The sequence below is a fragment of the Facklamia hominis CCUG 36813 genome (assembly GCF_000301035.1).
GTDB classification, from domain to species: Bacteria; Bacillota; Bacilli; order Lactobacillales; family Aerococcaceae; genus Facklamia; species Facklamia hominis.
The window spans coordinates 1,784,099-1,806,887 of sequence record NZ_JH932292.1 but is presented as its reverse complement, the minus strand read 5'-3'; the positions used below and the strand labels follow the sequence as shown (position 1 = coordinate 1,806,887).

At 42.4% G+C, this 22,789-nt stretch carries 19 protein-coding genes; 4 read left to right on the top strand and 15 right to left on the bottom strand.

Annotated features, from left to right (window positions below; genetic code table 11):
* Positions 1-97: 97 nt before the first annotated feature.
* The 5 genes from HMPREF9706_RS08400 to HMPREF9706_RS08380 are packed head-to-tail and all read right to left on the bottom strand — an operon-like array spanning position 98 to position 5,366.
* The gene (locus HMPREF9706_RS08400; protein ID WP_006908947.1) at positions 98-1,429 is read right to left on the bottom strand and encodes a sensor histidine kinase; all 1,332 of its coding nucleotides are present in this window, start codon (positions 1,427-1,429) and stop codon (positions 98-100) included.
* Positions 1,429-2,082: a response regulator transcription factor gene (locus HMPREF9706_RS08395; RefSeq protein ID WP_006908946.1), complete on the bottom strand. Its 654-nt coding sequence runs from the start codon at positions 2,080-2,082 to the stop codon at positions 1,429-1,431. The genes HMPREF9706_RS08400 and HMPREF9706_RS08395 overlap by 1 nt, the downstream gene beginning before the upstream one ends.
* Positions 2,083-2,099: 17 nt before the next feature.
* The gene (locus HMPREF9706_RS08390; protein ID WP_006908945.1) at positions 2,100-3,476 is read right to left on the bottom strand and encodes an ABC transporter permease; all 1,377 of its coding nucleotides are present in this window, start codon (positions 3,474-3,476) and stop codon (positions 2,100-2,102) included.
* A gap of 17 nt (positions 3,477-3,493) precedes the next feature.
* The gene (locus HMPREF9706_RS08385) at positions 3,494-4,138 is read right to left on the bottom strand and encodes an ABC transporter ATP-binding protein (RefSeq protein WP_006908944.1); all 645 of its coding nucleotides are present in this window, start codon (positions 4,136-4,138) and stop codon (positions 3,494-3,496) included.
* Between the two features lie 10 nt (positions 4,139-4,148).
* The gene (locus HMPREF9706_RS08380) at positions 4,149-5,366 is read right to left on the bottom strand and encodes an ABC transporter permease (RefSeq protein ID WP_231285874.1); all 1,218 of its coding nucleotides are present in this window, start codon (positions 5,364-5,366) and stop codon (positions 4,149-4,151) included.
* Between the two features lie 260 nt (positions 5,367-5,626).
* Here HMPREF9706_RS08380 and HMPREF9706_RS08375 point away from each other — a divergent pair, with 260 nt between their 5' ends.
* Both HMPREF9706_RS08375 and mnmH read left to right on the top strand, forming a co-directional pair.
* Positions 5,627-6,460, top strand: coding sequence for an undecaprenyl-diphosphate phosphatase (locus tag HMPREF9706_RS08375; protein WP_006908942.1), 834 nt, complete (start codon positions 5,627-5,629; stop codon positions 6,458-6,460).
* A gap of 512 nt (positions 6,461-6,972) precedes the next feature.
* A complete protein-coding gene (gene mnmH, locus HMPREF9706_RS08370; RefSeq protein WP_006908941.1) occupies positions 6,973-8,007 on the top strand; it encodes a tRNA 2-selenouridine(34) synthase MnmH in 1,035 nt (344 codons plus the stop codon).
* 42 nt (positions 8,008-8,049) lie between these two features.
* Here mnmH and HMPREF9706_RS08365 read toward each other — a convergent pair whose 3' ends face one another.
* The 10 genes from HMPREF9706_RS08365 to ntdP form a co-directional block, all read right to left on the bottom strand.
* On the bottom strand, positions 8,050-9,102 hold the full coding sequence (locus HMPREF9706_RS08365; RefSeq protein WP_006908940.1) for a lipoate--protein ligase: 1,053 nt from the start codon (positions 9,100-9,102) through the stop codon (positions 8,050-8,052).
* A gap of 25 nt (positions 9,103-9,127) precedes the next feature.
* On the bottom strand, positions 9,128-9,931 hold the full coding sequence (locus HMPREF9706_RS08360) for a protein-ADP-ribose hydrolase (protein ID WP_006908939.1): 804 nt from the start codon (positions 9,929-9,931) through the stop codon (positions 9,128-9,130).
* Between the two features lie 39 nt (positions 9,932-9,970).
* On the bottom strand, positions 9,971-10,303 hold the full coding sequence (locus HMPREF9706_RS08355; RefSeq protein ID WP_006908938.1) for a glycine cleavage system protein H: 333 nt from the start codon (positions 10,301-10,303) through the stop codon (positions 9,971-9,973).
* A 144-nt stretch (positions 10,304-10,447) separates the two neighbouring features.
* Positions 10,448-11,941 carry a UDP-glucose--hexose-1-phosphate uridylyltransferase gene (gene galT / locus HMPREF9706_RS08350; RefSeq protein WP_006908937.1) on the bottom strand — a complete coding sequence of 498 codons (1,494 nt, stop codon included), beginning with the start codon at positions 11,939-11,941 and terminating at the stop codon, positions 10,448-10,450.
* 3 nt (positions 11,942-11,944) lie between these two features.
* Entirely contained in the window at positions 11,945-13,129 is a 1,185-nt protein-coding gene (locus tag HMPREF9706_RS08345; RefSeq protein WP_006908936.1) for a galactokinase, read from the bottom strand.
* 11 nt (positions 13,130-13,140) lie between these two features.
* A complete protein-coding gene (locus tag HMPREF9706_RS08340; RefSeq protein ID WP_006908935.1) occupies positions 13,141-14,175 on the bottom strand; it encodes an aldose epimerase family protein in 1,035 nt (344 codons plus the stop codon).
* A gap of 132 nt (positions 14,176-14,307) precedes the next feature.
* Positions 14,308-15,213, bottom strand: coding sequence for a YitT family protein (locus HMPREF9706_RS08335; protein ID WP_006908934.1), 906 nt, complete (start codon positions 15,211-15,213; stop codon positions 14,308-14,310).
* A gap of 926 nt (positions 15,214-16,139) precedes the next feature.
* On the bottom strand, positions 16,140-17,933 hold the full coding sequence (gene glmS / locus HMPREF9706_RS08330) for a glutamine--fructose-6-phosphate transaminase (isomerizing) (RefSeq protein WP_006908933.1): 1,794 nt from the start codon (positions 17,931-17,933) through the stop codon (positions 16,140-16,142).
* Between the two features lie 252 nt (positions 17,934-18,185).
* On the bottom strand, positions 18,186-20,042 hold the full coding sequence (gene pulA, locus HMPREF9706_RS08325; RefSeq protein WP_006908932.1) for a type I pullulanase: 1,857 nt from the start codon (positions 20,040-20,042) through the stop codon (positions 18,186-18,188).
* A 119-nt stretch (positions 20,043-20,161) separates the two neighbouring features.
* On the bottom strand, positions 20,162-20,719 hold the full coding sequence (ntdP, locus tag HMPREF9706_RS08320; RefSeq protein ID WP_006908931.1) for a nucleoside tri-diphosphate phosphatase: 558 nt from the start codon (positions 20,717-20,719) through the stop codon (positions 20,162-20,164).
* 153 nt (positions 20,720-20,872) lie between these two features.
* Between ntdP and HMPREF9706_RS08315 the strand changes: the two genes are divergently transcribed.
* A complete protein-coding gene (locus HMPREF9706_RS08315; RefSeq protein ID WP_006908930.1) occupies positions 20,873-22,006 on the top strand; it encodes an LLM class flavin-dependent oxidoreductase in 1,134 nt (377 codons plus the stop codon).
* Positions 22,007-22,573, top strand: a complete 567-nt coding sequence (locus HMPREF9706_RS08310) for an NADPH-dependent FMN reductase (protein ID WP_006908929.1) — start codon at positions 22,007-22,009, stop codon at positions 22,571-22,573. It abuts the gene before it with no gap.
* Positions 22,574-22,789: the final 216 nt, after the last annotated feature.

Genomic DNA, 22,789 nt, shown 5'->3' with positions numbered 1-22,789 from the left:
TTTTTAGCTTTTTTTTTTACTAATTTCATTGATTGATCATCAGTTCTAATCATTCATAGTGATTAAACCCTTATCACTTCTTTTTAAACTCAAATAATCAATGATTCATTTGACACTGAATTAAGAAGGTCCAACTATCCTGACGACGATAGTAACGATAAGGAACTTGGTATTTATCGAGCAATCGCTTAATAATAAAAAGTCCCAAACCAGTACTCTTCGTCCCCATATCCCCAGACTTGATTTCCGCCGTCCTATCTTCTTCTAAGGGGGTAGCCTTGCCTTCTAGGCTAGTATTCTGAATATAGAACCAGCCTTGTCGGCTTCCTACTTCAATCGTCTCACCGAGTTTAGAGTACTTGATAGCATTAGAGATTAAGTTTGATAGCACAATCTGAAAGGCTGACCGGCTAATATAGAGGCATTCTTGATCTAAGTGACTAACAATTCTAATTGATTTTTCTTGGGCCCAGAGGGCGTAATCTTGATAGACCTTGGCCAATTCTGGTCCAATCTGAACCCAGTCTTCATCTTGACCCAACTGTTCAACCGAGGAAAGTTCTAGAATCTGACGAATACTAGCGGATAGATCCTGAGTCAAGTCTAGACACCGGTCAATATATGTATCGCGATCCTTATACTTTCCCACCTGATACTTCATATTCTCCAAGATGATCTGTAGGCTAGCTAGAGGCGTCTTCAAATCATGGGATGCCCCTGTAAAGAAGTCAAAACGCAGGCGTTCCAATTCAATGCGAGCCGCTGAATTAGCTTCGACTTGTTCGATCACCGCGAGTAAATGACGGTATAAATGATTAAGCTGGTCCTTCAATTGACCGATCTCATGATAAGAATTAATAGGAAGTTGGGCATCTGGATCGAGCTTCATCATGCGGTCAGTCACACGTTTAACTTGTTGAATATGATGCGTAATCACCTTAGCATAGATATAAGCAATGAGCAGAGCAATTAAAAATGACAAAGCAATCGAATAAGGCAGAAAGGTCAAGGACAAATCCTTAGCTTCTTTTTTTATATCGGCCGTCGAGACAATCTGGACTTTAATCGGGCCTTGATCCTTAGATTGAACCGACCGTTCTTCAATAATCAAGGAATTATGGTGGCTGGTTAGATCACGATCAACTTGATCATCAACCGGCAAGGAATCTGGTTGACTAGCCGTTTGGATAAAGGCCTTAATATCATTGCCATTGGAATAAACTTCCAGACTTTGACGAATGGCCGAGACTTCCAGCCCCTCTAAGGATTGAGCTAAGCCTTCAGCAGCCTGATCCAATGCCTGCTTACGGGTCATCAAAAAAGTTGGCTGAAAGATAAAATAAATGGTTAAATGGACTACTACCACCAACCCCGTTAGAATTGCCAGGGTTGATAGGAAGAGTCCAGGAAAAAGTTTAAATCGTTTCATTATTTCTCCAATTTGTAACCGACGTTGCGAATCGTGACAATGCAGTCCAGATCAAGTTTACGGCGGAGTTCTTTAATATAGACGTCAATCACTCGATCAAAAGGAATCTCATCGCTATCCTTCCAGACCTGATCAATGATCTGGCCGCGTGATAAGACCTGCCCTTGATTCATGACTAAACACTGTAAAATCTCAATTTCTTTAGGGTTCATCTTTACAGGGCGATCGTTGACCGTTGCAGAATAGCTTTGAAAATCTACCACCGTCTCTTTATATTGAAAGACCGAGTCTTGCCCATAATACCGCTCCATCAAGGCGTCGATCTGAGCCTTAATTACTGGCAAGGAGAAGGGCTTTTCCACATAGCCATCAGCTAAGGAAGAAAAAGCCGCCACCTTATAATCTTCACCAGTAAAGGCTGTCAACATCAAAACAGGCACCTTAGACATCTCCCGGATCCGCTTTAAGACTTCCAACCCATTGAGCACAGGTAATTGAATGTCTAGGATCACCAACTTAATCACCTCTGGATCAAAGAAAATCATCGCTTCACCCCCGTCGCTGGCTTCTTTTACCTCATAACCTTCATTACGCAGGTATTCTGCCAAGCCATCGCGGATCATTTCATCGTCTTCCACTAACAATAAGGTCATCGAATTCTCTCCTTCTTTTATTCGATATCAATTAATAGGTCTTTAGCTGACTTCTTAAAGAGTTTAAGGGAGGCTAGAACTAAGGCAAAGACTAAAACTCCTAGAATAAAGAGGAAGCCTTTGCTAATGATGGCCGGATCCAAGTGAATAGATAGGCTGGTAATGGTCTTATTGAAGCCATCGACTTCCGCACCCCCGCCCAATCCTGCTGCTGAAGATTGATTAGCGATCTCTTGCTTTAAGCTTCCCGTTACTTGGTTGAGGATTTGGCTACCCATCATTTGACCTAAGGCTTTGGCTACCCCTAAAGAAGCAATAAAGGCAGGTAGGGACACTAATAAGAGTTCCATAGCGAATTGACCAAAGATCTTCAGCTTGGAAATACCTAAGGCTAGGAAGATACCAATTTCAGCTCGGCGGGCATTCATCCACAAGATTAGTAATAAGCTTAGAACAATCGCAGCAAAGATCAAAACAGCTAAGAGGATCTTTTTCGAGATGCCATAAATGCCTGAAATCGATGCTTGTAACATTGGGTAATTAGAGCTTGACTTGATTAACTGGTAGTTGCGCCAGTCAATGTCCAATTTTTGTAACTTGCCTAAGAGATTATCTAACTTTTGCCCCCCTTTAACAAAGAAGGTAGCGTCTTGATAAGCAGCGGTTTCTTCATCATTACCATAGACCTTGGCTGCTGTATCAATATCGGAAATCACATTATTCTCATAGAGCTCTTGGGGTACTGTAACACCAGACTTATTATGTCCATCAAACAAGCCCTTAATCGTTACCTCAACAGTCTCATCAGCTTGCTTAACATTATCCGCATCATAGCGATTGGACTTGATGGTTACCTTGTCGCCCACCTTTAAGTTGTTTTTAGCCGCCAAGTCTTTATGCATAAGGATTTGATTTTTGTCGCCTTCTTCAAGAGGTTTTCCTTCCACCAAGACAAATTCACCAGAGACAAATTTATCTTCTCTTGCTGACTGGTTAACTCCGGTAATCATTACCGCATGTCCAAATTCAGCTTGACGGTCAGAGGACTGACTTTGTTGAAGTTGGTCATTATCAACTAAGTCAAGATCAGGTAGGTCGGCAACACTATTGATTCGCTTTACATAATCGACAATGTCTTCTAAGTCAGCAATCTGTTGGATATCCTTTCCGGCGACGTTCCCACCACCACGAGGGGTTCCGGGATTATACTGACGGTTAATCTGCATCGAGAAACTATTATTGATATCTTTTAGGGTCTCCTCGGCAGCCTGGTCTGTGGCTGCATTAATGGCCAGACTGATCAAGGTCAAACTGGAAGCCATCAAGACGATCACAAAGATCAACAAGCTTTTTAGTTTTTTTCGAGTCACATAGGCTAAAGCATTTTTAAACATCTTTCATTCCCCTCCTTCTAAGCGTAATTATTAACCGCCACAAGACTTCGATCCTTCAATTCAAGGACTTGATCGGCAGAAGCAGCCAGTTCACGGCTATGAGTCACCACAATGACACATTTATTACGATCACGGGCTAACGTCTTCAAGAGACTGACAATCTCCGCCGCCGTTCCTTCATCCAGGTTCCCCGTCGGTTCATCGGCCAGGATAATTGGCGCTTCTGATACTAAAGCACGCGCAATGGCTACCCGTTGTTGTTGACCACCGGATAATTTTTTAATATTACGATTAATTTGATCACGGTCAAGACCCAACTCAATTAAGATTTCCTCTGGGGCTTGAGGGTTCACCAAGCGAATATTCTCCAGGGGTGTTAAGTAGTCAATCAAGTTATAGGATTGGAAAACCAAGGCAATATGATGTTTGCGGTGGTAACTATCCCCTTTTTCTTTGATATCCTCTCCTTGGAATAGGATCTGTCCGCTACTTGGTTGGTCTAATGCGGCTAAAAGGGATAAAAGGGTTGACTTCCCGGAGCCTGACTTACCAATAATGGCATAGAATTGTCCTTCTTGGAATTCTTGGTTGACCAAGGTCAAGACCTTTTCACGCGAATCAGGATATTTATAGGATACATTTTTTAACGATAAGATATTCATAAGATTACTCCTAACTAATTTTTGCTAATATATGACTGGGGCGTTTACTTAAGATCACTACGGAAGAGCCACTCACAGCAAGAACAACAATAATCATCAATAAGCCATAAGCTTGCAGAAGAGTGATAATGGCTGGAAGACCCGTAGATGCTTTAAGTGCTAGTGAATTCATAGACTCCGCCGCTTGACCAAAATTCAAGCTGGCTAATAATGGTTTGAGCATCAAGGGTTGTAGTAAAGCTGATAGAACCAAGGCCGGCAAGGATAAGAAGACTAATTCGGCGAGGAATTGGCCAAGAATCTTAGCCTTAGACCGTCCGATCGCTAATAAAACCCCAATCTCATAAAGACGCTCACGTAACCACAAAAGAAGGATGGCGGTTAGTATTACCCACCCAGCAAACATTACACCGTAAGCCACCCAGTGAAAGAGACTTTTCAGTGTTTTGATAGAACTTAGGATTTGATCATAAGCTTGGCTGTCTTTTATAACATCCAATTGACCGTGATCCTTAGCCCAAGCTTGAGCAGCCTTGAAGCTTGCTTGTAAGGCTTGAGGATCTTTCGCATAGCCATTCAACTGAGTCAGCTGGTTATTTTGTCCCTTCATTAATAATGCTTGACTACCCAGATAGTCCATAAAGAAGGTATTCTCACTTAAGTCCGAAGATACACCGGTATATTGTTCTTGGCGCTTCCCTTGAAAGATGCCGACAATCTCAAAGGGCACGGCTTCCTGGTCCGCAGGATCACCCTCTAAACTAACTGGCCGTAACTTAACTAGATCATGGAGCTTCAACCCATTAGCCTTGGCAAATTCCTCATGAACCAAAATCTTATCACGATCTTTGTCTGTCAATGCCCGTCCGGATACTAACTGAAAGACCTGACTATTAAAGAGCACATGTTTGGCTGAATCATCGGTTGCGTAAAGTGCAACATTGTTCTTAAGCCCTTCAGTTAGATCATCCCGTTGGATTTTCTGTGATCCGGTGACAGCTTGAAGGTCAGTGAGTTGAGCATTTCCTTCATAGAACCGCACCCATTGGTTATTTGGCTGACTTTCTTGAAGGGATTTTACCTGCTTTAAATCAAAGGGTTGAGCGGGATCCTTCGACCGAATGGAATAAGCTGCTTGCGAAGCTTGATACAAGGAGGCTTCCATCTGATTGGACTGCTTGACTAAGTCAATACATGCCGTCAAGGCTAGTAAAATCAGTGTCAACATACATAGCAAGCTGATACTCCGGGTTTTCTTTCGCCGGATATAATAATAAGCCATTTTTAACATAGAACACCTAGTTTCTAATAAGTTAATAAAGTTCAAAAAACAACTTTCTTTTGACTTATTATAGACTAACTTTTTAATGTGAAACAGTGATGAAATTGTTGGGACTTTTCTAACCCTTTCTGAAAATCAATTGAACAGTGACAGGTTTAGTGCTTTTCGCTATAATAGGGTTTGACTTTTATAGAAGAGGTGATACTATGCCAATAATCGATCTGATCGAATTCGCAAAAATTATTATTTTAAGTATTATTCAAGGGATCACAGAGTGGTTGCCGATCTCATCAACGGGACACCTAATTTTAGTTGAAGACTTACTACAATTACAATTAGATCCTAATTTTATGGAGATGTTTCGTACGGTGGTCCAATTTGGATCCATCTTAGCGGTGGTCCTTTTATACTTTAATCGACTCAACCCCTTAAATCCCCGCAAAAGCCAGCAAGAAAAAAAAGATACCTGGATCCTATGGTCCAAGGTGATTATCGCCACCATTCCGGCGGGCGTGCTGGGACTATTAATTAAGGATTATATGGAAGAATACTTCAATACGCCCTATGTAGTTGCGGCAGCTTTGATTATTTACGGTTTTGCCTTTATCTGGATTGAAAACCGCCAAACAGGCCAACATGATAAGATTGACCGTCATTTACAAGATGTCTCCTATACCAGATCCTTTAAGATCGGACTCTTCCAAGCCCTATCCTTGATTCCTGGTACGTCCCGGTCGGGTTCCACCATCCTAGGAGGACTTCTATTGGGTATGGACCGCACTGTCGCCACTGAATTCTCATTCTTCATGTCCATGCCAGTCATGCTCGGTGCTTCTCTGGTTAAGCTCAAAGACTTTGGACTCGACTTCAGCCAAGCCGACCTCATCTACCTACTATCCGGAATGTTCGTCGCCTTCATCGTCTCCGTCCTCGTCATCCAATCCCTCTTAAAATATATCCGCCGCAACGACTTCAAAGCCTTCGGCTACTACCGAATTATCCTAGGAACCATCGTCATACTCTATTATTTATTTAAATAGAGTGCGACAAAAGTCGGTAAGAGCCGTAGAGCTAAGCAAAAACACGAGCATTTTCGCAGAAAATGTTGAGGGTTTTTGCTTAGATTCTAGGCTCTGACTTTTGGAGCACGTTTTAACAGAGTGCGACGATGAGCGATAATCCCCTGTAGGCTAAGTAAGAAATCGATCGGAGTGATGTTAGTCACGCAGAGCGATTTTTACTTAGACATAAGGGGATGCTCATCGAAGCACGTTTTAAATAGAGTGCGACAAAAGTCGGTTTTAGCTTAGAGTCTTGGCTCTGACTTTTAGAGCAGGTTTTAAATAAAGTACAACCTCTGTTCTTACACGAACGGATATCTTTCCCATTACAAAACAGTGCGATAAGTATCGCGCTGTTTTTATCTTATAATGGACTACTAGCAATGCTTTCACGAATAAAAATTGGCTTCTTTATTTGAAAGCTTGCACTTTCCAACGCAAAAGCGTTATGATAGATTGTATCTGATTATTTAATAAGTGAGCTGGTTCTATTGGTAAATAAAATAAACTATCTATCCCTTCAAAAATTGGATCACCCCCTATTGATCGATGTACGAAGTCCTTTTGAATTTGAACAGGGACATATTAGCGGCGCCATCAACCTGCCGGTCCTGGATAATGCGAGTCGGCAAGATGTGGGACGACTCTACCGCCATGTCAATCCCGAAGCTGCAAAGCTAAGAGGGATGGAATATATGGCTCAAAACTTGCCTAAATATTTCAAACGTTTCTTAGAGCTACAAACCAATCATACCCCAGTTTTCTATTGTAAAAGTGGGGGCTTCCGTTCTTCTGCCATTGTTGGCTTATTAGATGGGATTGGCGAAAAGGTCTATCAACTTGAAGGTGGCTATAAAGCATACCGCCAACACTTGATGACCTACTTTGACCAAGTAAGTCCCCAAATTAACTTTGTGGCCTTAGATGGACTGACGGGCTGTGGTAAAAGCCTGATCCTTAAAGAAATTCAACGCCAAGGCGGACAGATCATTGATTTAGAATCCCTAGCAAACCACCGAGGTTCGCACTTTGGTCATGTGGGACTGGGCAAACAACCCAGCCAACAAAGCTATGAGTCCCGCCTAGCTCAGGCTTTAAGCCAGCTCCAACCGGGTTATGTCTTTATCGAAGGAGAATCGGCAAGCATCGGTAAAGTTCACTCTCCTCAAAGCTTTTACAATGCCTATAAGGATTCTCCTCATCAAGTTCTCATTGAGGCCAACCTAGAAAAGCGAATTCAGATCTTAATGGCAGACTATCTTCCAAATGGTGAGGACAATAACCTGCAAGAAATCATGGACGCCCTGCAAGGCATGAATAAGATGAATCCTCAGCGCAAAGCTAAGCATCTACAAGCCCTGGAACAAGGAGACTATACCAGCGTCATTCAAGACCTGATGCTTAATTATTACGACCAACACTACACGCTCATCAACCGTCACTTCGAACACCACCTCATCCATCACCATCCAGAACAAGCCGCTCAACAACTCTTAACATGGTATCCCTCATCAAAAAAGCTGTGATCATAAACTTGATCACAGCTTTTTTGATTATCTATGCAAAATTTATGCTTCTTCTGCTTGAGGGATTTGTAGAATAAAATCAATCAATCCTTCATTCGTCATTCGTGTAATATAGTCTGACACTTGAATTCCTTCTAAGGCTTCCAACATGGCATCTTTGCGAAGAGGCACGCCTTGGAGCTTGGCTTCCAATTCTTGAATGGGTTTTACAGCAAAGAAGTCACCACTAATTTGAATATCTTCAATGATGGCTTTTTTAATGCTCAAGCCGATATGCAAGGTTCCAACGCCTTCGAAACGATCAGACACCTTAAACTGAAACTCTCTAAATCGGCCATAATTCCAATCCCAATTATTATATCTTTCATTAGCAATCTGATCGATGGCTGCCCATTCTTCTTCACTCAAGACATAACGCTTAGCATCTTTCAAGTCATCCACTTGACATAATTCTTTTAAGGTTAATTCGGTATATTCTTCAACCGTAATATCCTTATATTCATCTGCTAAAGCTTGACGCAAGGCGCCAACACGAGCACGAACAGATTGAACCGCATGGGAAGCCATTTTTTTCTGATTAGGTTTTAAGACAATATCCATCACTTCATAGTTAGGATCTAACAACATGGAGAAGCCTGCATAGACGCGACCGTGAACCACCGTCATCGCTGCACCGGATATTTTTTGTCCGTTCAAGGTTAAGTCGTTCCGCCCTTTTTGTTGCAGACCTTCCACCCCTAATTTTTTAAGAGCCTTGATAATCGGCGCATAGAGTTTATCGTAATTACCGTAGATGTCATTGCCGTTATCCGTATTGAATAAGAAGCAATAACTCATATTCCGATCATCCAGGTAGATGGCCCCACCGCCGGTCTCCCGACGAACTAGCCCAATGCCATGTTCATCCATATAAGGCTGGTTAACTTCTTCAAAAGCATTCTGATAGAGGCCAATTTGAATCGATGGACGACACATATAAGGCATAACAATATCATCGTCTAAAAAAATATGATCACGCACATAGGCTTGAAGTGCCATTAATGTTCCTTGGTCATAGACCCATTCGCCGTCACGTTTTGGTTCAATTATAATCATTTATTCTTCCTACTTTCCTCTTAAATCAATAATGACTGTCCTTAACTAGTAGCGAATGATAGATCGCTAGATCTTCTGATGAATAGATATTAAAGACAACCTTAAGGGGTGACTGGTGTATTGTGAGATAGTCCCTGACTGTCGCAATCGCCAGATTTGCCGCCATTTTTGGTGGAAAATGAAAGACACCCGTTGAAATACACGAAAAAGCCAGGGAGTTTAAGTGAAAGGAATCTGCTAATTCCAAACAAGCCCGATAACAACTGATCAAGGCTTGCTTTTGCTTTTCACTGACTGTTTTACCATAGACATAAGGGCCGACCGTATGTATCACAAATTGACTGGGCAAGTTAAAGGCCGGGGTGATCTTGGCAGAACCAACCGGTTCAAGATGACCCTGGTCTTGAATCAAGCGATGACAGGCCAGCCTTAACTGGATTCCTGACCAAGTATGAATACTATTATCTAGGCAAAGATGGTTGGCCTGGGTACAACCCAATAGACGCTGGTTAGCGGCATTAACAATCGCATCCACTGCTAATCGCGTCATATCTCCTTGCCAAAGATAGAGTTGAGCATCGACCTGTTGAGCGTCAGATAGAGTCACTTGTCCTCTTCGTTCCTGCAATTTTTTTAAGACATAATCTTGTTTCAGTAAAAAAGACTCTGACGCAGGCCATGGTGGTCGGACATTGCAATAACCACGAAAGAGATTGAACCAGTCTTCCAAGCTATGCCTAGGATAGTCGGCAAAAAAAGCAGCTTGATCCGGCATCTCTTGATCTAAGGCAGCCACTAATTCCTTCAAGTCAGTGATGAGTGGGTCCAAGCAACCATCCCTTTCTCCCTTATATTATTAAGCGAATGATTATGCGTCTTCTAAGGCTTCGTAGGCTGCCTCATCGACTTGGGTTAATTTAACAATCCAATTTTCTTCTGGTTTAACAGAGTTTAATAGTTCAGGCTGGCTAACCACTGCCTCATGGCGCTCAGTAATCTTACCAGCCAGTGGACTTGGTAATTCAAGAACCGTTTTTGACGCTTCCAAATTAGCCAAAAGCCCATCTTTTTCGACTTGGTCTTCTTCAGAAAATTCAACAAACCCTACCGTTCCAATATCTTCTTGGAGTTCTGGGGTCATTCGAATGACATAATCTTGTCCTTCTTTTTCGATAAATAATTGACTAGCACGTTTTGCCATTGCCATTCCTTCTTTCTATGATGTATTGTCTGTTGGACTCTATCATCATAACAAATACCCCCGGATAAATCGAGTTCTTTGCCTACATTTTATCCGAGGGGTTACTTATTAATTAACGATAAATTGACCATTCAAAAAACACGATTATCGAGCATTCAGGCTGTCCATGAAGCGTTGGAATCCAGCTTGTCCGGCTTGATCCGTCTTAAAGACGCCAGCATCTTCCAAAACGCGTTGGAATTTTTGGCCGATGGCATCTTGAATTAAATCATCAAGCTGGCTTTGGTCCTCATGAAGCACACTTTCTTTCAGAGATTGTGCCCAGGCTTGATGGATACCTGGAACCTGTTCCAGTGGGATTTCTGCCTTTAGATAAGCCTTAACGGCTTGAAGCTCCTCAAGTAACCTTGGTGGGAGAATGGCTAACCCCATCACCTCGATCAAGCCAATATTTTCTTTTTTAATATGTTGAACGTCTTGGTGAGGATGGAATATGCCATCTGGATAGTGATCATTCGTGCGATTATTACGTAGCACTAAATCCAATTCAAAGGCCTTATCGCGTCGTCTAGCAATCGGCGTAATGGTATTATGCCGCTCACCATTCGTATAAGCAAGGATCTCTAAGGACTCATCGCTGTATTCTAACCAGTGATTAAAGATCATTTCGGCCGCATCTAGTACCAGCTTCGGATCCGTATGACGTAAGCGAATCACCGACATAGGCCAGTAGAGATGTTCCACCGTCAAGTCTGGGAAGTCAGCTAATTGATATGTCTCGGAGACCTTGGCCCTAGCCATGGCGAAATGATGCCGTCCCCCTTGATAATGATCATGAGAGAGAATCGAACCACCTGTAATCGGTAAATCGGCGTTAGACCCCACAAAATAATGGGGGAAACGGTCAACGATCGCTAATAAATTGGCAAAAGTCCGCCGGTTGATCGCCATCGGCTGATGCACTTGATGGACGAAGATACAATGTTGGTCAAAATAAGCATAGGGTGAATACTGTAAACCATAGCCTTCTCCGTTGACCTCCAAACGAATCAGTCGGTGATTAGTCCGAGCTGCATGATTCAAATCTCCCTTGAACCCTTCATTTTCAAAGCAAAGAGCGCACATAGGATAAGAACTAGACTCCATCTGACGAGCTAAAGCGATTTCTTGAGTGGTTTTTTCCGGCTTAGAAAGGTTAATGGTAATATCTAAACAACCATAATCGGATTCATATTGAAAAATAATATTTTTAGCAATCTGCCTTGTCTTAATATAATCATTAGTGCGTGACAATTGATAGAAATACTCGGTTGCTGCCTGAGCTGATTCTTGATACTTTTCCCAGAAAGTTTGGTTCAACTGTGAAGGGAGCGGCGTGATCAGGTCCATAATCTGGGCTTCAAAAATCTCGCGAGCAGATGTTGAAGTTTGAATAATCCCCCGTTGCTTAGCATAATTAACCATCTGATCCATATTCTCTAAAAGGGATAGATCATTTTGACCCAAGTCTTGAAAGCCCTTGAGGTCCAACATAGCAATTAAGCGATTCTGCAAGTAGACTCGGTCTAATTCTTGAGCAAAACCTAACTGAATCGCTTGGTTCACAAAAGAAGCAATCGTAACATGAATTTTTTGCAAGATCTAATCCTCCTCGTTGATAGCCGTTAGCTCACAGATCCCCGGTGCACTCTGTGCCAGATAAAAGCTGGCTGGATAGCCTACTTTAGCTTGATAAATAGCTTGAATTTGATCCTTGACTGAATCTAAGCGGTCTTTCTTAACCAAGGCAATGGCGCATCCACCCATCCCTGCCCCAGTCATTCGAGCACCTAAGACTCCTTCTTGTTCCCACGCTGCCTCAACTAAGGTATCTAATTCCAAACCAGTCACATCATAATCTTCTCGCAAAGATTGGTGCGATTGATTCATCAACTGGCCAAAGGCTTCCCAATCACTGGCTAATAAGGCATCCTTAGCCTGTTGGGTCCGTTCATCTTCATAGACCACATGCTTGGCTCTTTGTCGTATGACAGGATCTTCAATCAAATGACTCAATGCTTCAAATTGATCCGGTCTTAATTGACATAAATAAGTGATATCACATTCCTTTTGTAGATCAGCTAAGGCTTGGTCACATTCAGCCCGTCTTTGATTGTATTTTGAATCTGTCAATTTACGCTGCTTGTTAGTATTCATGATCAACAAGACCACTTCCCCAAGTTGGAGCGGTAGAAATTCATAAGTCATGTCGGATACTTTCAAGTAAGCCGCTGAATCTGCTCGGCTCATCCCGATCGCAAACTGATCCATAATCCCCGTATTCAATCCTAGATAATCATTCTCCACTTTCTGACCTAATAAAGCCAAGTCCAAGTGACTAAGTCCTAAATCAAATAACTGGTTCACAATCATACCGATTAATAACTCTAAGGAAGCAGAAGAAGACAAACCAGCACCATTCGGGATATTGCCATAAATCAATAAATTAAAGCCCGATACAGTCTTGCCTGTCTTTTCCTGGCAGTATTGAATCATCCCCTTAATATAGCTAACCCAGCTATCAGAAGCTTGATAGGATAGGTCTGCTAAGTCAAAAGTCACACAACCATCTGACTCGAAGTTCAAGGATACACAGGAAATCTTTTGATCAGAGCGTAATGACACTAAACCATAAGTCCCATTTGAAATTGCGCAAGGTAGGACGTGCCCCCCGTTATAATCAATATGCTCACCAATCAAATTGACCCGACCGGGTGCAAAGAAAGCACGCTGACTTTGAGTGTCAAAATATTTCAAAAATGCTGCTTGTAATGCTTTTATATCCATAACAATCCCTCTTAACTTTGTTGAATTTGATAGACCGTCTTACGGTAGAAAGGTTGGTCTTTTGCTAGAAAAATATCCTGCAGCCGGTTCAATTGACCCGCATCAGGTAATTGTTGTGCCTCTAAGGTAAAGGCCGCATGAGGAATGACTCGCTGACCGTCCATGTACTGGTTGCTGGCTACTTGGTTCAAGCTATAGACCACTAGACAATCACAGTCTGTCCAAGCCTCAAGCTGATAACCAGCCCTATCATCAGTCACAGTTACACAAGCCTGATCGCCTGAATCCCTCAATAGAAATGCATGATCAAGCCCCTGAATCCGTTTAATTTGAGGATCCTCACTCGCAAAAATTTCACTAAAGGGTTTGGCTTGATTCAAGTCAAAAGCCGTCCCTTGCACTTTGGCTAAGGCTCCCTGTGGAAGATTGGCTTCATCCGTGGGTACATAATGACTGGCAAAAAGCTGAATTTCAGCGGCATTGATAGGAAGCTCATAGTCGCCCATTAGATTGAAATAAACATGATTGGTTGGATTAAAAATCGTCGCTTGGTCACTTTTAGCCAAGTATTCAATCGTCCAGCGATTATCACTATCGAAGCTATGACGGACAGTAACTTCTAGATTTCCTGGATAGCCTTGGTTTCCAGCGGCATCTTCTAAGAAAAAGTCAATCTGAACACAGTCCTGGGTCGCTTTAACCTGATAATCCCAAGCTGCTAGATCAAAGCTGTGTCCTCCACCATGAAGATGGTTAGGTCCTTCATTGGCTGTCAATCGGAGCTGGTCGTCTTGACAAGTCAAACTAGCCTGGCTTATTCGACCCGCAACCCGGCCCACGGTCGCCCCCGCATATAAGTCCTGCCAAAGAAAAACCTCATCCGCATCTTTATGCGATAGAATAAAGGCATGGCCGGACAGGGTTTGCCAACGATTAATCCGTGCCCCTAAATTTGTAAAAGAAATCCGTTGATCTTGATTTTCGATGAAAATTTCATCATAGTTTGAATGTGCTTGACCTCCAAAGGATTCAATCCAATAACGCATCCTATGTCCCTCCTTAAGACCACTTCATGCTTGATTTTACCATACTTGTAGGTCTCGGACTAGATGCATTCACTTAAGAACAGGCAACAAAAAAAGCCGTAACGATCTGTTACAGCTTGATTGCCATCTTTCCTATTCATCAAAAAATGGCTTGTTCTTATTACTTGAATTATAAAAGGTAAATCCTTGGCCAATCACTTCTTGCACTTCAGTAATCGTCATAAAGGCCTTGGGGTCCACTGTCTTAAGCAAATTTTGGATTTTAACCACTTGTGGTCGTGAAACTACCATATATAGGACCTTCTTGTCAGTGTGAGTATAATAACCAAAAGCTCTAAAGACGGTAATTCCCCGATGGATCAAGCTTGATACAGCTTCAGAAACTTCTTGAGGTCGGTCCGTAATGATCATGACTGCTCGGCGTCGTGACAAACCTTCTGTCACCATATTCAAGGCCTGAGAAGTCAAGTACTTCATAAAAATCGTAACGATCGTATTCTCATAACCGATCACAAAGGATGAAGATAGGACAATTCCCATATTCAACAAAAAGGTTCCTGTGGCAAAGTTCAAACCGGTATACTTTCTTAGGATCATGGCGATAATGTCCGTACCGGCTGAAGAACCGTGGCCCTTAATGATGAATCCAAGGCCAATCCCCATAATGACCCCTCCAGCGATGGCCGAAATTAGAATATTTTCTGACTGAAATGGAGGTAAAAAAACGTGGTTCAGTGCCCAAGACGTGGCAAACATGGTATAGATGGTAAAGATCAGCGTTCTTTTTTCAATAAAGCGGAAACCAATTAAAATAATAATTGTATTCAGAACAAGGTTGGTCGTCCCAGTAGGGATGTGCTTTAAATAATAGAGAACAATCGCAATCCCAGCGACGCCTCCATTCCCAAAATGATTAGGAATAACAAAGGAGTTAACCCCAGCGGCATAGATAATCGATCCCAGAGTCATCATGAAAATGGAATACCCAATTGCCCAAGGACTCATCGGTATTTGAAACTTCGGCTTTGTGCTAGTCATATCACTGCTCCTAAATAATTGTTAAGCCTCCGCTAACTCGCTAAGCGCTCAAGGCTTCAATGCTATTATACCCTTTAAAAAATTTTTTTGAATAGCTCTTCTTTAAGATTTGATGAGAGTGATTGAATTGTGTAAATTTATTCCAAAAACTAAACCCTTCCTTCTGCTATGGTAGACCGCCTAGAGCCTCTTTCAGAGCCTCACGACTCAAGGGACTACTCACGGGTGAGCAATAAGCCTTTCTACTGACTCAAAAAACAATCCAATCCCACAACTGTGGTGGACCGCCAGGAGCCTTCTAAGGAAGTCTCCTTGGCTCAGTTGGCTACTCAAAGCCTAAGCGCTAAAGCGCCAAGCCTTTGATGTGTGCCAGCTGTCCTTTAACCACGGCTGTGGGATTGGTTTATTTTTATCGCCTGTTACAAGGCTCTAGCTTAACGATCGGATATAAGGCCTAGCTAGTCACGTAAGAAAACAATTTTAGATTATTTTTAAGATATTTATATAAGAAAAGTAACTTTTTAATAAACAAGGTGATGATTTATTTTATTAGAAATCTAAACTCATAACGGCAAGCATTAAGATCGGATCGTATCAAATGGAAATCTTTATATAATTTTCATCCTTAAAAAAGTTGTTAAATATATACGATCATCGATGATACCCAATCTAATCAAGTATCTTCTGGATTATAGAAACTGCTTATCTTTAATAAGTTATGTTTATTCTCACAAAAACAATTAGTCTATTCTTAATTCAAATCATAAAATTTATGAAAAAAGAACCCTCCTCTGCGGTCCGCCATAGCAGAGGAAAGGGTTTAATCTTTGAAATCAATTTTCGGATTAGTAATTACAACATATTGGTTTTATTTTTATAAGCCAGTGAAAGGGGATCGCTCCCTCAGAAAGCTGCTCTTTTCCTAGCTATTCAACGGTTACAGACTTAGCTAGATTACGTGGTTTGTCCACATCTAGTCCTCGATCTAAACAAGCATAGTAAGCGATCAGTTGGCTAATCACAACGGACACAAAAGGTGCAAAAAGCGGATGAACTGGATCGAAGACAAAGCGGTCCTCTGCCTTTTGCAAGTTAGCCATCGAAATCACCATGGTATTCGCCCCCCGAGCCTTCACTTCTTCCAGATTAGACCGGGTATTGGCTGCTGTCACCTCATCCGTCACAATCGCAATCACCGGTGTTCCTTCTTCAATTAAAGCAATCGTACCATGCTTTAATTCACCCGATGCAAAAGCCTCAGTTTGAATATAAGAAATCTCCTTCAACTTCAAGGCTGCCTCCATGGCAACATAGTAATCTAAATGACGCCCGATATAAAAGGTCGACCGAGCTTGTCTAAGATTATTTTCAACCCAATCTTTGATGGATTCCTTCTCACTAAGCACCGATTCAATTCGGCTAGCAACCAAACTCAATTCATGGCTCAATTCAAAATCAACTGCTTCTGCTAAGACATAGGCTAGAATCATCAAAACCGTTAATTGTGCGGTATAAGCCTTGGTCGAAGCCACCGCAATCTCCGGACCTGCATTCAATAATAAGGTAAAGTCACTTTCACGAGATAAGGTCGAGGCAGGAACATTAGTCAGGGTAAGACTTGGATGATTCAAGGCTTTAACCCGCACTAGAGCCTGACGGCTATCTGCCGTTTCGCCCGATTGTGAAATAAAAATGAAGAATGGACGGTCACTCAATAGCGGCATATGATAGGCAAACTCAGAAGCTAAATGGACTTCTACCGGAATCTGAGCTAGGTCTTCAATAAATTGCTTGCCCATCCACCCTGCATGATAGGATGTCCCACAAGCCACAATATAAAGACGGTCTGCCTGGTGGATCGCTTGAAGCAAATCAGAGTCCACTGCAAAGTCTCCATTATCTGTTTGATAGGCTTGAATATTCCGGCGAATAACCGCTGCTTGCTCACTGATCTCCTTAGCCATATAGCAAGGATAAGAACCTAATTCTAAGTCATCCACCCGCAACTGAGCTTGGTAAGCTTCGCGGTCGATCTTATTGCCAGCTAGATCTTCGATCATAACTTGGTCTTTAGTTAAGACGATCACTTCTTGGTCGTGAATCTCCAAATATTGCGTGGTTAGATCAATACTTGCCATCGCATCCGATGCCAGCAAGTTAAAGCCTTCACCCAAGCCTACTAAGAGCGGCGACTTATTCTTGGCAGCAAAAAGACGATCTGGCTGTTCTTGATCGATTAAGGCAAAGGCATAAGATCCTTCAATCAAATTCAGAGCCTTCACCAAAGCATCTTTAGTAGCTAACCCTTCAAAGGCAAATTTTTCAATCAGATTAACCGCCACTTCCGTATCCGTTTGTGATTGGAAGTGATAATCTTTCAGATAAGTCTCTTTCAATTCTAAATAATTTTCAATGACTCCATTATGCACAAGGGTAAACCGTCCTCTAGCGGATTGGTGAGGGTGGGCATTCTGGCTAGAAGCGGGTCCATGGGTCGCCCAACGTGTGTGCCCGATTCCAACCTGTCCGGTCAAATCATTCGGAATTAATTCCTTCAAATGAGCAATCCGACCTTTTTCTTTATAAAGATGCCCTTGCCCCATCGAATCCATCACAAAGATTCCAGCAGAGTCATAGCCCCGATATTCTAATTTTTCTAATCCATTTAATAAGGCATCCACTAAGGCACCTTGTCCAATATATCCAACAATTCCACACATAAATATTCACTCTTTTCTCTGTCCTATTTATGCTTTCATATGCTTGAAATAAGTTTTGTCCAGAGCCTGACAGCTTTGATTTGTCTTATTTCTTTAGACCGCATAGCCTTGAGCCACCCGCCGAAAACTTCGATTAGCTCATTCCTCGTCACCTAATCAGGATTAGGTCTGGCGCTTGATCCTAAATTAACCTCCATTATTATTTTTTGAAAGCTTATTTAATTTACCTGAATCAAATCTGTTTGTCAAAAATTACCCCTTAAAACACCCTTGGATCACTGTCGCAGAATAGGCTGGCAGCTGAATCTGATCAAGGTCCTGCCAAGGAGCTTCCGAAGAATAAGCCAAACTCATTCCTTGAAGCAAGACTCGGTATGAACCGGATATCAAGCGATAGGCCTTATCTTGACTGGTCCCATTAAAAAAGAGCATGATTCGAGTATCTTCTGCTTGGTACTCAATTCCCACCAGACCATCTTGTGCTAATAAAAGCTGGGCGGTTCGCTCAATCTGATCAAAACTCGCCTGTCCTAGCAGCGGAAAAGCCTTACGAAGTCGAATCAAATCCTTCACATATTGGATAAGGTCTTGATGACAATCAGCTAGCTGCCAATCCACTTGATTAATCGCATCAGGCAGATTATAAGAATCCCGATATCCCGTTTTACTGCGCATAAATTCTTGACCCGCATGGATAAAGGGAATCCCCTGACCCAGTACACCTAGGGCTAAGGCTAAGGCTTGTTGTCGTTTGATTTGTTCTAGACTGGCACTAGGGTCCGCCTCTTTCAATCGGTCGAAAAGCGTATAAGAATCATGCACTTCACTATATTGAATTAACTGCAAGGGGCTGGCTAAGGAAATGCCTTCTAGCTGACCCAATAATTTTTGACCCATCGCTTTAGAAAGTTCGGCGCCACCATTAATAAAGCCTTTATGCTTCAAGTCCTCATCTTGTCCCCGAACAACCTTACGAAACTGATCATTGAAAAATGCATAGCCTGGTAACTGACCTGCATTCTCCAAGGTAGCCGCATAGGCTGGCGGAAGGACTTGACTCATCTTCCACCCTTCCCCTAACAGAAAAATATCCGGTTTTATTTTCGTCAATTCCTGACGAATCAAACGCATGGTCGCTAGATCATGAAGGCCCATCAAGTCAAAACGAAAGCCATCGATATGATATTCTTCCACCCAAAAGCGCAGGGAATCGATCATATACTGGCGCATCTTTTCCCGTTCAGAAGCTGTCTCATTCCCTACCCAGCTTCCATTAGCTAATTGTCCCGAAAGGTCAAAACGAAAGAAATAGCCCGGCGCTGTCAAATGAAAGGGATGGTCTTCCCATCGATAGACATGATTATATACCACATCCATAATGACCCGCAGGCCTTTTTGATGCAGAGCTTGAATCAGGGCTTTTAATTCGCGGATCCGGCAAATCGGATCAAATGGATCACTAGCAAGACTCCCCTCAGGTAGATTATAATTTTGCGGATCATAGCCCCAATTATACGATTTTCTCGGTCGCTGGCTTTCATCGATCGTCTGAAAATCAAAAACCGGCATCAATTGCACATGGCTAATCCCCAGTTCTGCTAAATAATTCAGACCCGTTGCCATTCCCTGGGGACTGCGACCGCCTGATTGGGCCAAGCCCAAATAATATCCCCCATTCTTCACCCCCGAAGCAGGATCTTGCGTAAAATCACGCACAGAAAGCTCATAGATGAGGATCTCATGACTGGCAAGAGCTGGCAGAGGCTCCTCTTTCCCCCAGTGATCAGGGTTAGTCCGAGAAAAATCAACCACAACAGCCCGCTGACCATTCACTGTCGCAGCCTTGGCATAAGGATCCATGGTTGAAATCCAATCCCTCCCATTGTACAAGGCATATCGATAAATATAACCGTGGCAATCCCCCTTTAAGGTCAGACTAAAGACACCAGAATCTCGATCTTTGGTCATGGAAATTCGGTCGGCTACTTGATCTGAATCCTTAGCATAGATGATTAATTGGCAAGCTTTGGCCTTAGGTGCCCAGAGGGAAAAACACGTCTGATCAACTTGGTAATGGGCGCCTAAATCTAAACGTTCTCGATATGCCATCTATTAACATCCTTTCTATCGATAAGTAAACCGTTTTCCTAATTAGTGATAAAAAAAGCAATCGTTAGAAATAACTCTAACCATTGCTTTCAACAAATTGTGAAGGTAAGTGAATTCTACTATTTATGCGTTATATTAAATCGGCGACGTTGGGTTAATTGGCAATACCGCTCATACCAGATATCTATGAAAGCTGGATTAAAAGGACCTTTCTCCTCTTCGATCCAACGAACCAGTTCTTGAATATTATACTTCAAGATCCGATCAATCTCTGGTGGATATTGGTAAAACTTACTATGTTGTTCATATTCATCAAGATCCAATAAACGCTTCTCCTTATCCGGAAACATCTTTATATCTAAATCATAATCAATATATTTTAAAGCTTCCTTATCTAAAACATAAGGTGAAGCTAGATTACAATAGTAAGTCACACCCCGCTTGCGTATCATGGCAACGATGTTAAACCAAAACTTCTGATGGTAATAGACCAAGGCCGCTTCTCGCGTTACCCAGCGTCTACCGTCGGATTCAATTACCAAGGTATGATCATTGCATCCAATCAGCGACTGTTCACTGGTCTTCAAGACCATCGTATCCCGCCAAGTGCGGTGTAATGAACCATCGTGCTTATAACTTTTAACAGTAATGAATTCACCTTCTTTTGGTTGCTTCATCACTGAACCTACTTTCTATTATGTCTCTTTGACATATAAACAATTCGCTTCACATTATATCATAGATTTTGATTCATGGGCAGAATAATCCGGTAAAGTTTCAGATTTTGTTATAATGAATCTATCCAATATTTATAGAAAGAGGAATTAATCATGACAGTAGCCAATCCATACCCCGATCATTTAGAATTTGGAATTTTTTCCTTAGGGGATCATATTCCTAATCCTTACACTGGTGAGCGCATTAGCCAACGTCAACGCATCGATGAACTCATTCGCTTTGGGGTCGAAGCGGAGCAAGCTGGGGTTGATTGTTTTGCGATTGGTGAAAGTCACCAAGCCTATTTTACCAGCCAAGCTCATACCGTTATCCTCGCTGCCCTTGCCCAAGCCACACAGTCCATCCGCCTATCCTCTTCTTCCACCATTATTTCAACTTCAGATCCGGTTCGTGTTTTTGAGGACTTTGCGACCCTGGATTTGATCTCTCAAGGAAGAATGGAAATTATCGCTGGTAGGGCTTCTCGTACGGGTCTTTTTGACCTATTAGGCTATGACATTCGGGATTATGACGGCTTATTTGAGGAGCGCTTTGACTTATTAAGACAGATCAACCAGAATACACTGATTAGCTGGCAAGGCAAATATCGCCAGGCTTTAGACAATGCCAGCGTTCTACCCAGACCCTATCAAAATCGACAAATCCCTATCTGGCGAGCGGTTGGCGGCCACGAGACTTCCGCCATCCAAGCAGGCAAACAAGGAGCAGCCATGGTCCTATCCCATCTCACGGGATCAACAGACTTCCATTATCAAAATATCAAAGTCTACCGGCAAGCACTTGAAGACAATGGCTTCGATCCAAAGACGATTCCGCTTGCCACTTCAGGTATGTTCTATGTAGCAGAAAGCTCCCAACAAGCCCGGCAAGAAGCTTATCCCTATATCTCCAAGGGCTTTACTTTCTCCAATGGTCAAGCCTTCCCCAAACGTGCCTTTGCCCAATCCAGTCAGATCGATAACATTCTGAACATTGGTAGCCCACAGAAAGTCATTGAAAAAATCCTCTTCCAATATGAGCATTTTGGTATGACCCGCTACTGGGCTCAAATCGACTTTGGAGGTCAACCTTTCGACAAGTTAATGAAGAATCTGGAATTGATCCAATCAGAGATCTTACCGGCCATCCGACGTTATACCCAAAATAAAGCCTCGAGTGGTCAAGCTCCCCAAGATATTGAGCAATTCAAAGAAATGATCGCCAACAAAACGAAGGAGGATGAATAAATGAAGACCCTTCTACTCGCTAGTAGTTTAATCGGTTCTAAAAGTCGAACCGCCCTCAATTACGCTAAAGAACGTTTATTAGCCAACTATCCAGAAAGTGATTATCAACTATTGGACTTAGCAGAGATGGAGGTAGCCTTCGCCAAAGGCTATCATTACCTTGATTTAACAGGTGATACCCGAACATTAGTCCAAGCCATCATGGATTGCGACGTATTGATCTTAGCTAGCCCAATTTTTCAAGCTTCAATTCCGGCTAGCTTGAAGAATGTTTTTGACCTATTACCCCAAAACGCCCTTCAAGGCAAAGTGGTAGGAACCATCATCACTGCGGGATCCCAAAAGCATTTTTTAATTCCGCAATACCAACTGAACCCAATTCTCACTTATATGAAGGCGAGTCAACCTTCTTCCTATGTTTTCGCCCATGATCTGGACTTTGAAGCTGGCCAACTCATCAATAGCGATGTGAAGGACCGCATCGACCGACTCATCACCGAATGCCACACCCTAGCTGTCGCACTCAAACAAGCACAAGAGCAAGAAGATCAACGCTATGACTTTTAACCCATCCTCTGGCTTATAAAAATAAAATCCAATCCCACAGTTGTGGGGTTGGATTTATTATTTTTTTGAACAGGTAAAAGCCATTGATCCCCCATCTAAAGTGATCACTTATTAGAAGCTCTAGGCGGTCCGTCACAGTAGAAGGAAGGGTTCAGTTTTTGGAATAAATTTTCAAACTACTAAGTATCGATTTATTAATATTTATTATAAGAAATC

Coding starts and splice junctions, on each gene's coding strand:
- HMPREF9706_RS08400 (WP_006908947.1), bottom strand. CDS start 1,429: ATGAAACGATTTAAACTTTTTCCTGGACTCTTCCTATCAACCCTGGCA.
- HMPREF9706_RS08395 (WP_006908946.1), bottom strand. CDS start 2,082: ATGACCTTATTGTTAGTGGAAGACGATGAAATGATCCGCGATGGCTTG.
- HMPREF9706_RS08390 (WP_006908945.1), bottom strand. CDS start 3,476: ATGTTTAAAAATGCTTTAGCCTATGTGACTCGAAAAAAACTAAAAAGC.
- HMPREF9706_RS08385 (WP_006908944.1), bottom strand. CDS start 4,138: ATGAATATCTTATCGTTAAAAAATGTATCCTATAAATATCCTGATTCG.
- HMPREF9706_RS08380 (WP_231285874.1), bottom strand. CDS start 5,366: ATGTTGACACTGATTTTACTAGCCTTGACGGCATGTATTGACTTAGTC.
- HMPREF9706_RS08375 (WP_006908942.1), top strand. CDS start 5,627: ATGCCAATAATCGATCTGATCGAATTCGCAAAAATTATTATTTTAAGT.
- HMPREF9706_RS08365 (WP_006908940.1), bottom strand. CDS start 9,102: ATGATTATAATTGAACCAAAACGTGACGGCGAATGGGTCTATGACCAA.
- HMPREF9706_RS08355 (WP_006908938.1), bottom strand. CDS start 10,303: ATGGCAAAACGTGCTAGTCAATTATTTATCGAAAAAGAAGGACAAGAT.
- HMPREF9706_RS08345 (WP_006908936.1), bottom strand. CDS start 13,129: ATGGATATAAAAGCATTACAAGCAGCATTTTTGAAATATTTTGACACT.
- HMPREF9706_RS08340 (WP_006908935.1), bottom strand. CDS start 14,175: ATGCGTTATTGGATTGAATCCTTTGGAGGTCAAGCACATTCAAACTAT.
- HMPREF9706_RS08335 (WP_006908934.1), bottom strand. CDS start 15,213: ATGACTAGCACAAAGCCGAAGTTTCAAATACCGATGAGTCCTTGGGCA.
- glmS (WP_006908933.1), bottom strand. CDS start 17,933: ATGTGTGGAATTGTTGGATATATTGGACAAGGTGCCTTAGTGGATGCC.
- pulA (WP_006908932.1), bottom strand. CDS start 20,042: ATGGCATATCGAGAACGTTTAGATTTAGGCGCCCATTACCAAGTTGAT.
- ntdP (WP_006908931.1), bottom strand. CDS start 20,719: ATGAAGCAACCAAAAGAAGGTGAATTCATTACTGTTAAAAGTTATAAG.
- HMPREF9706_RS08315 (WP_006908930.1), top strand. CDS start 20,873: ATGACAGTAGCCAATCCATACCCCGATCATTTAGAATTTGGAATTTTT.
- HMPREF9706_RS08310 (WP_006908929.1), top strand. CDS start 22,007: ATGAAGACCCTTCTACTCGCTAGTAGTTTAATCGGTTCTAAAAGTCGA.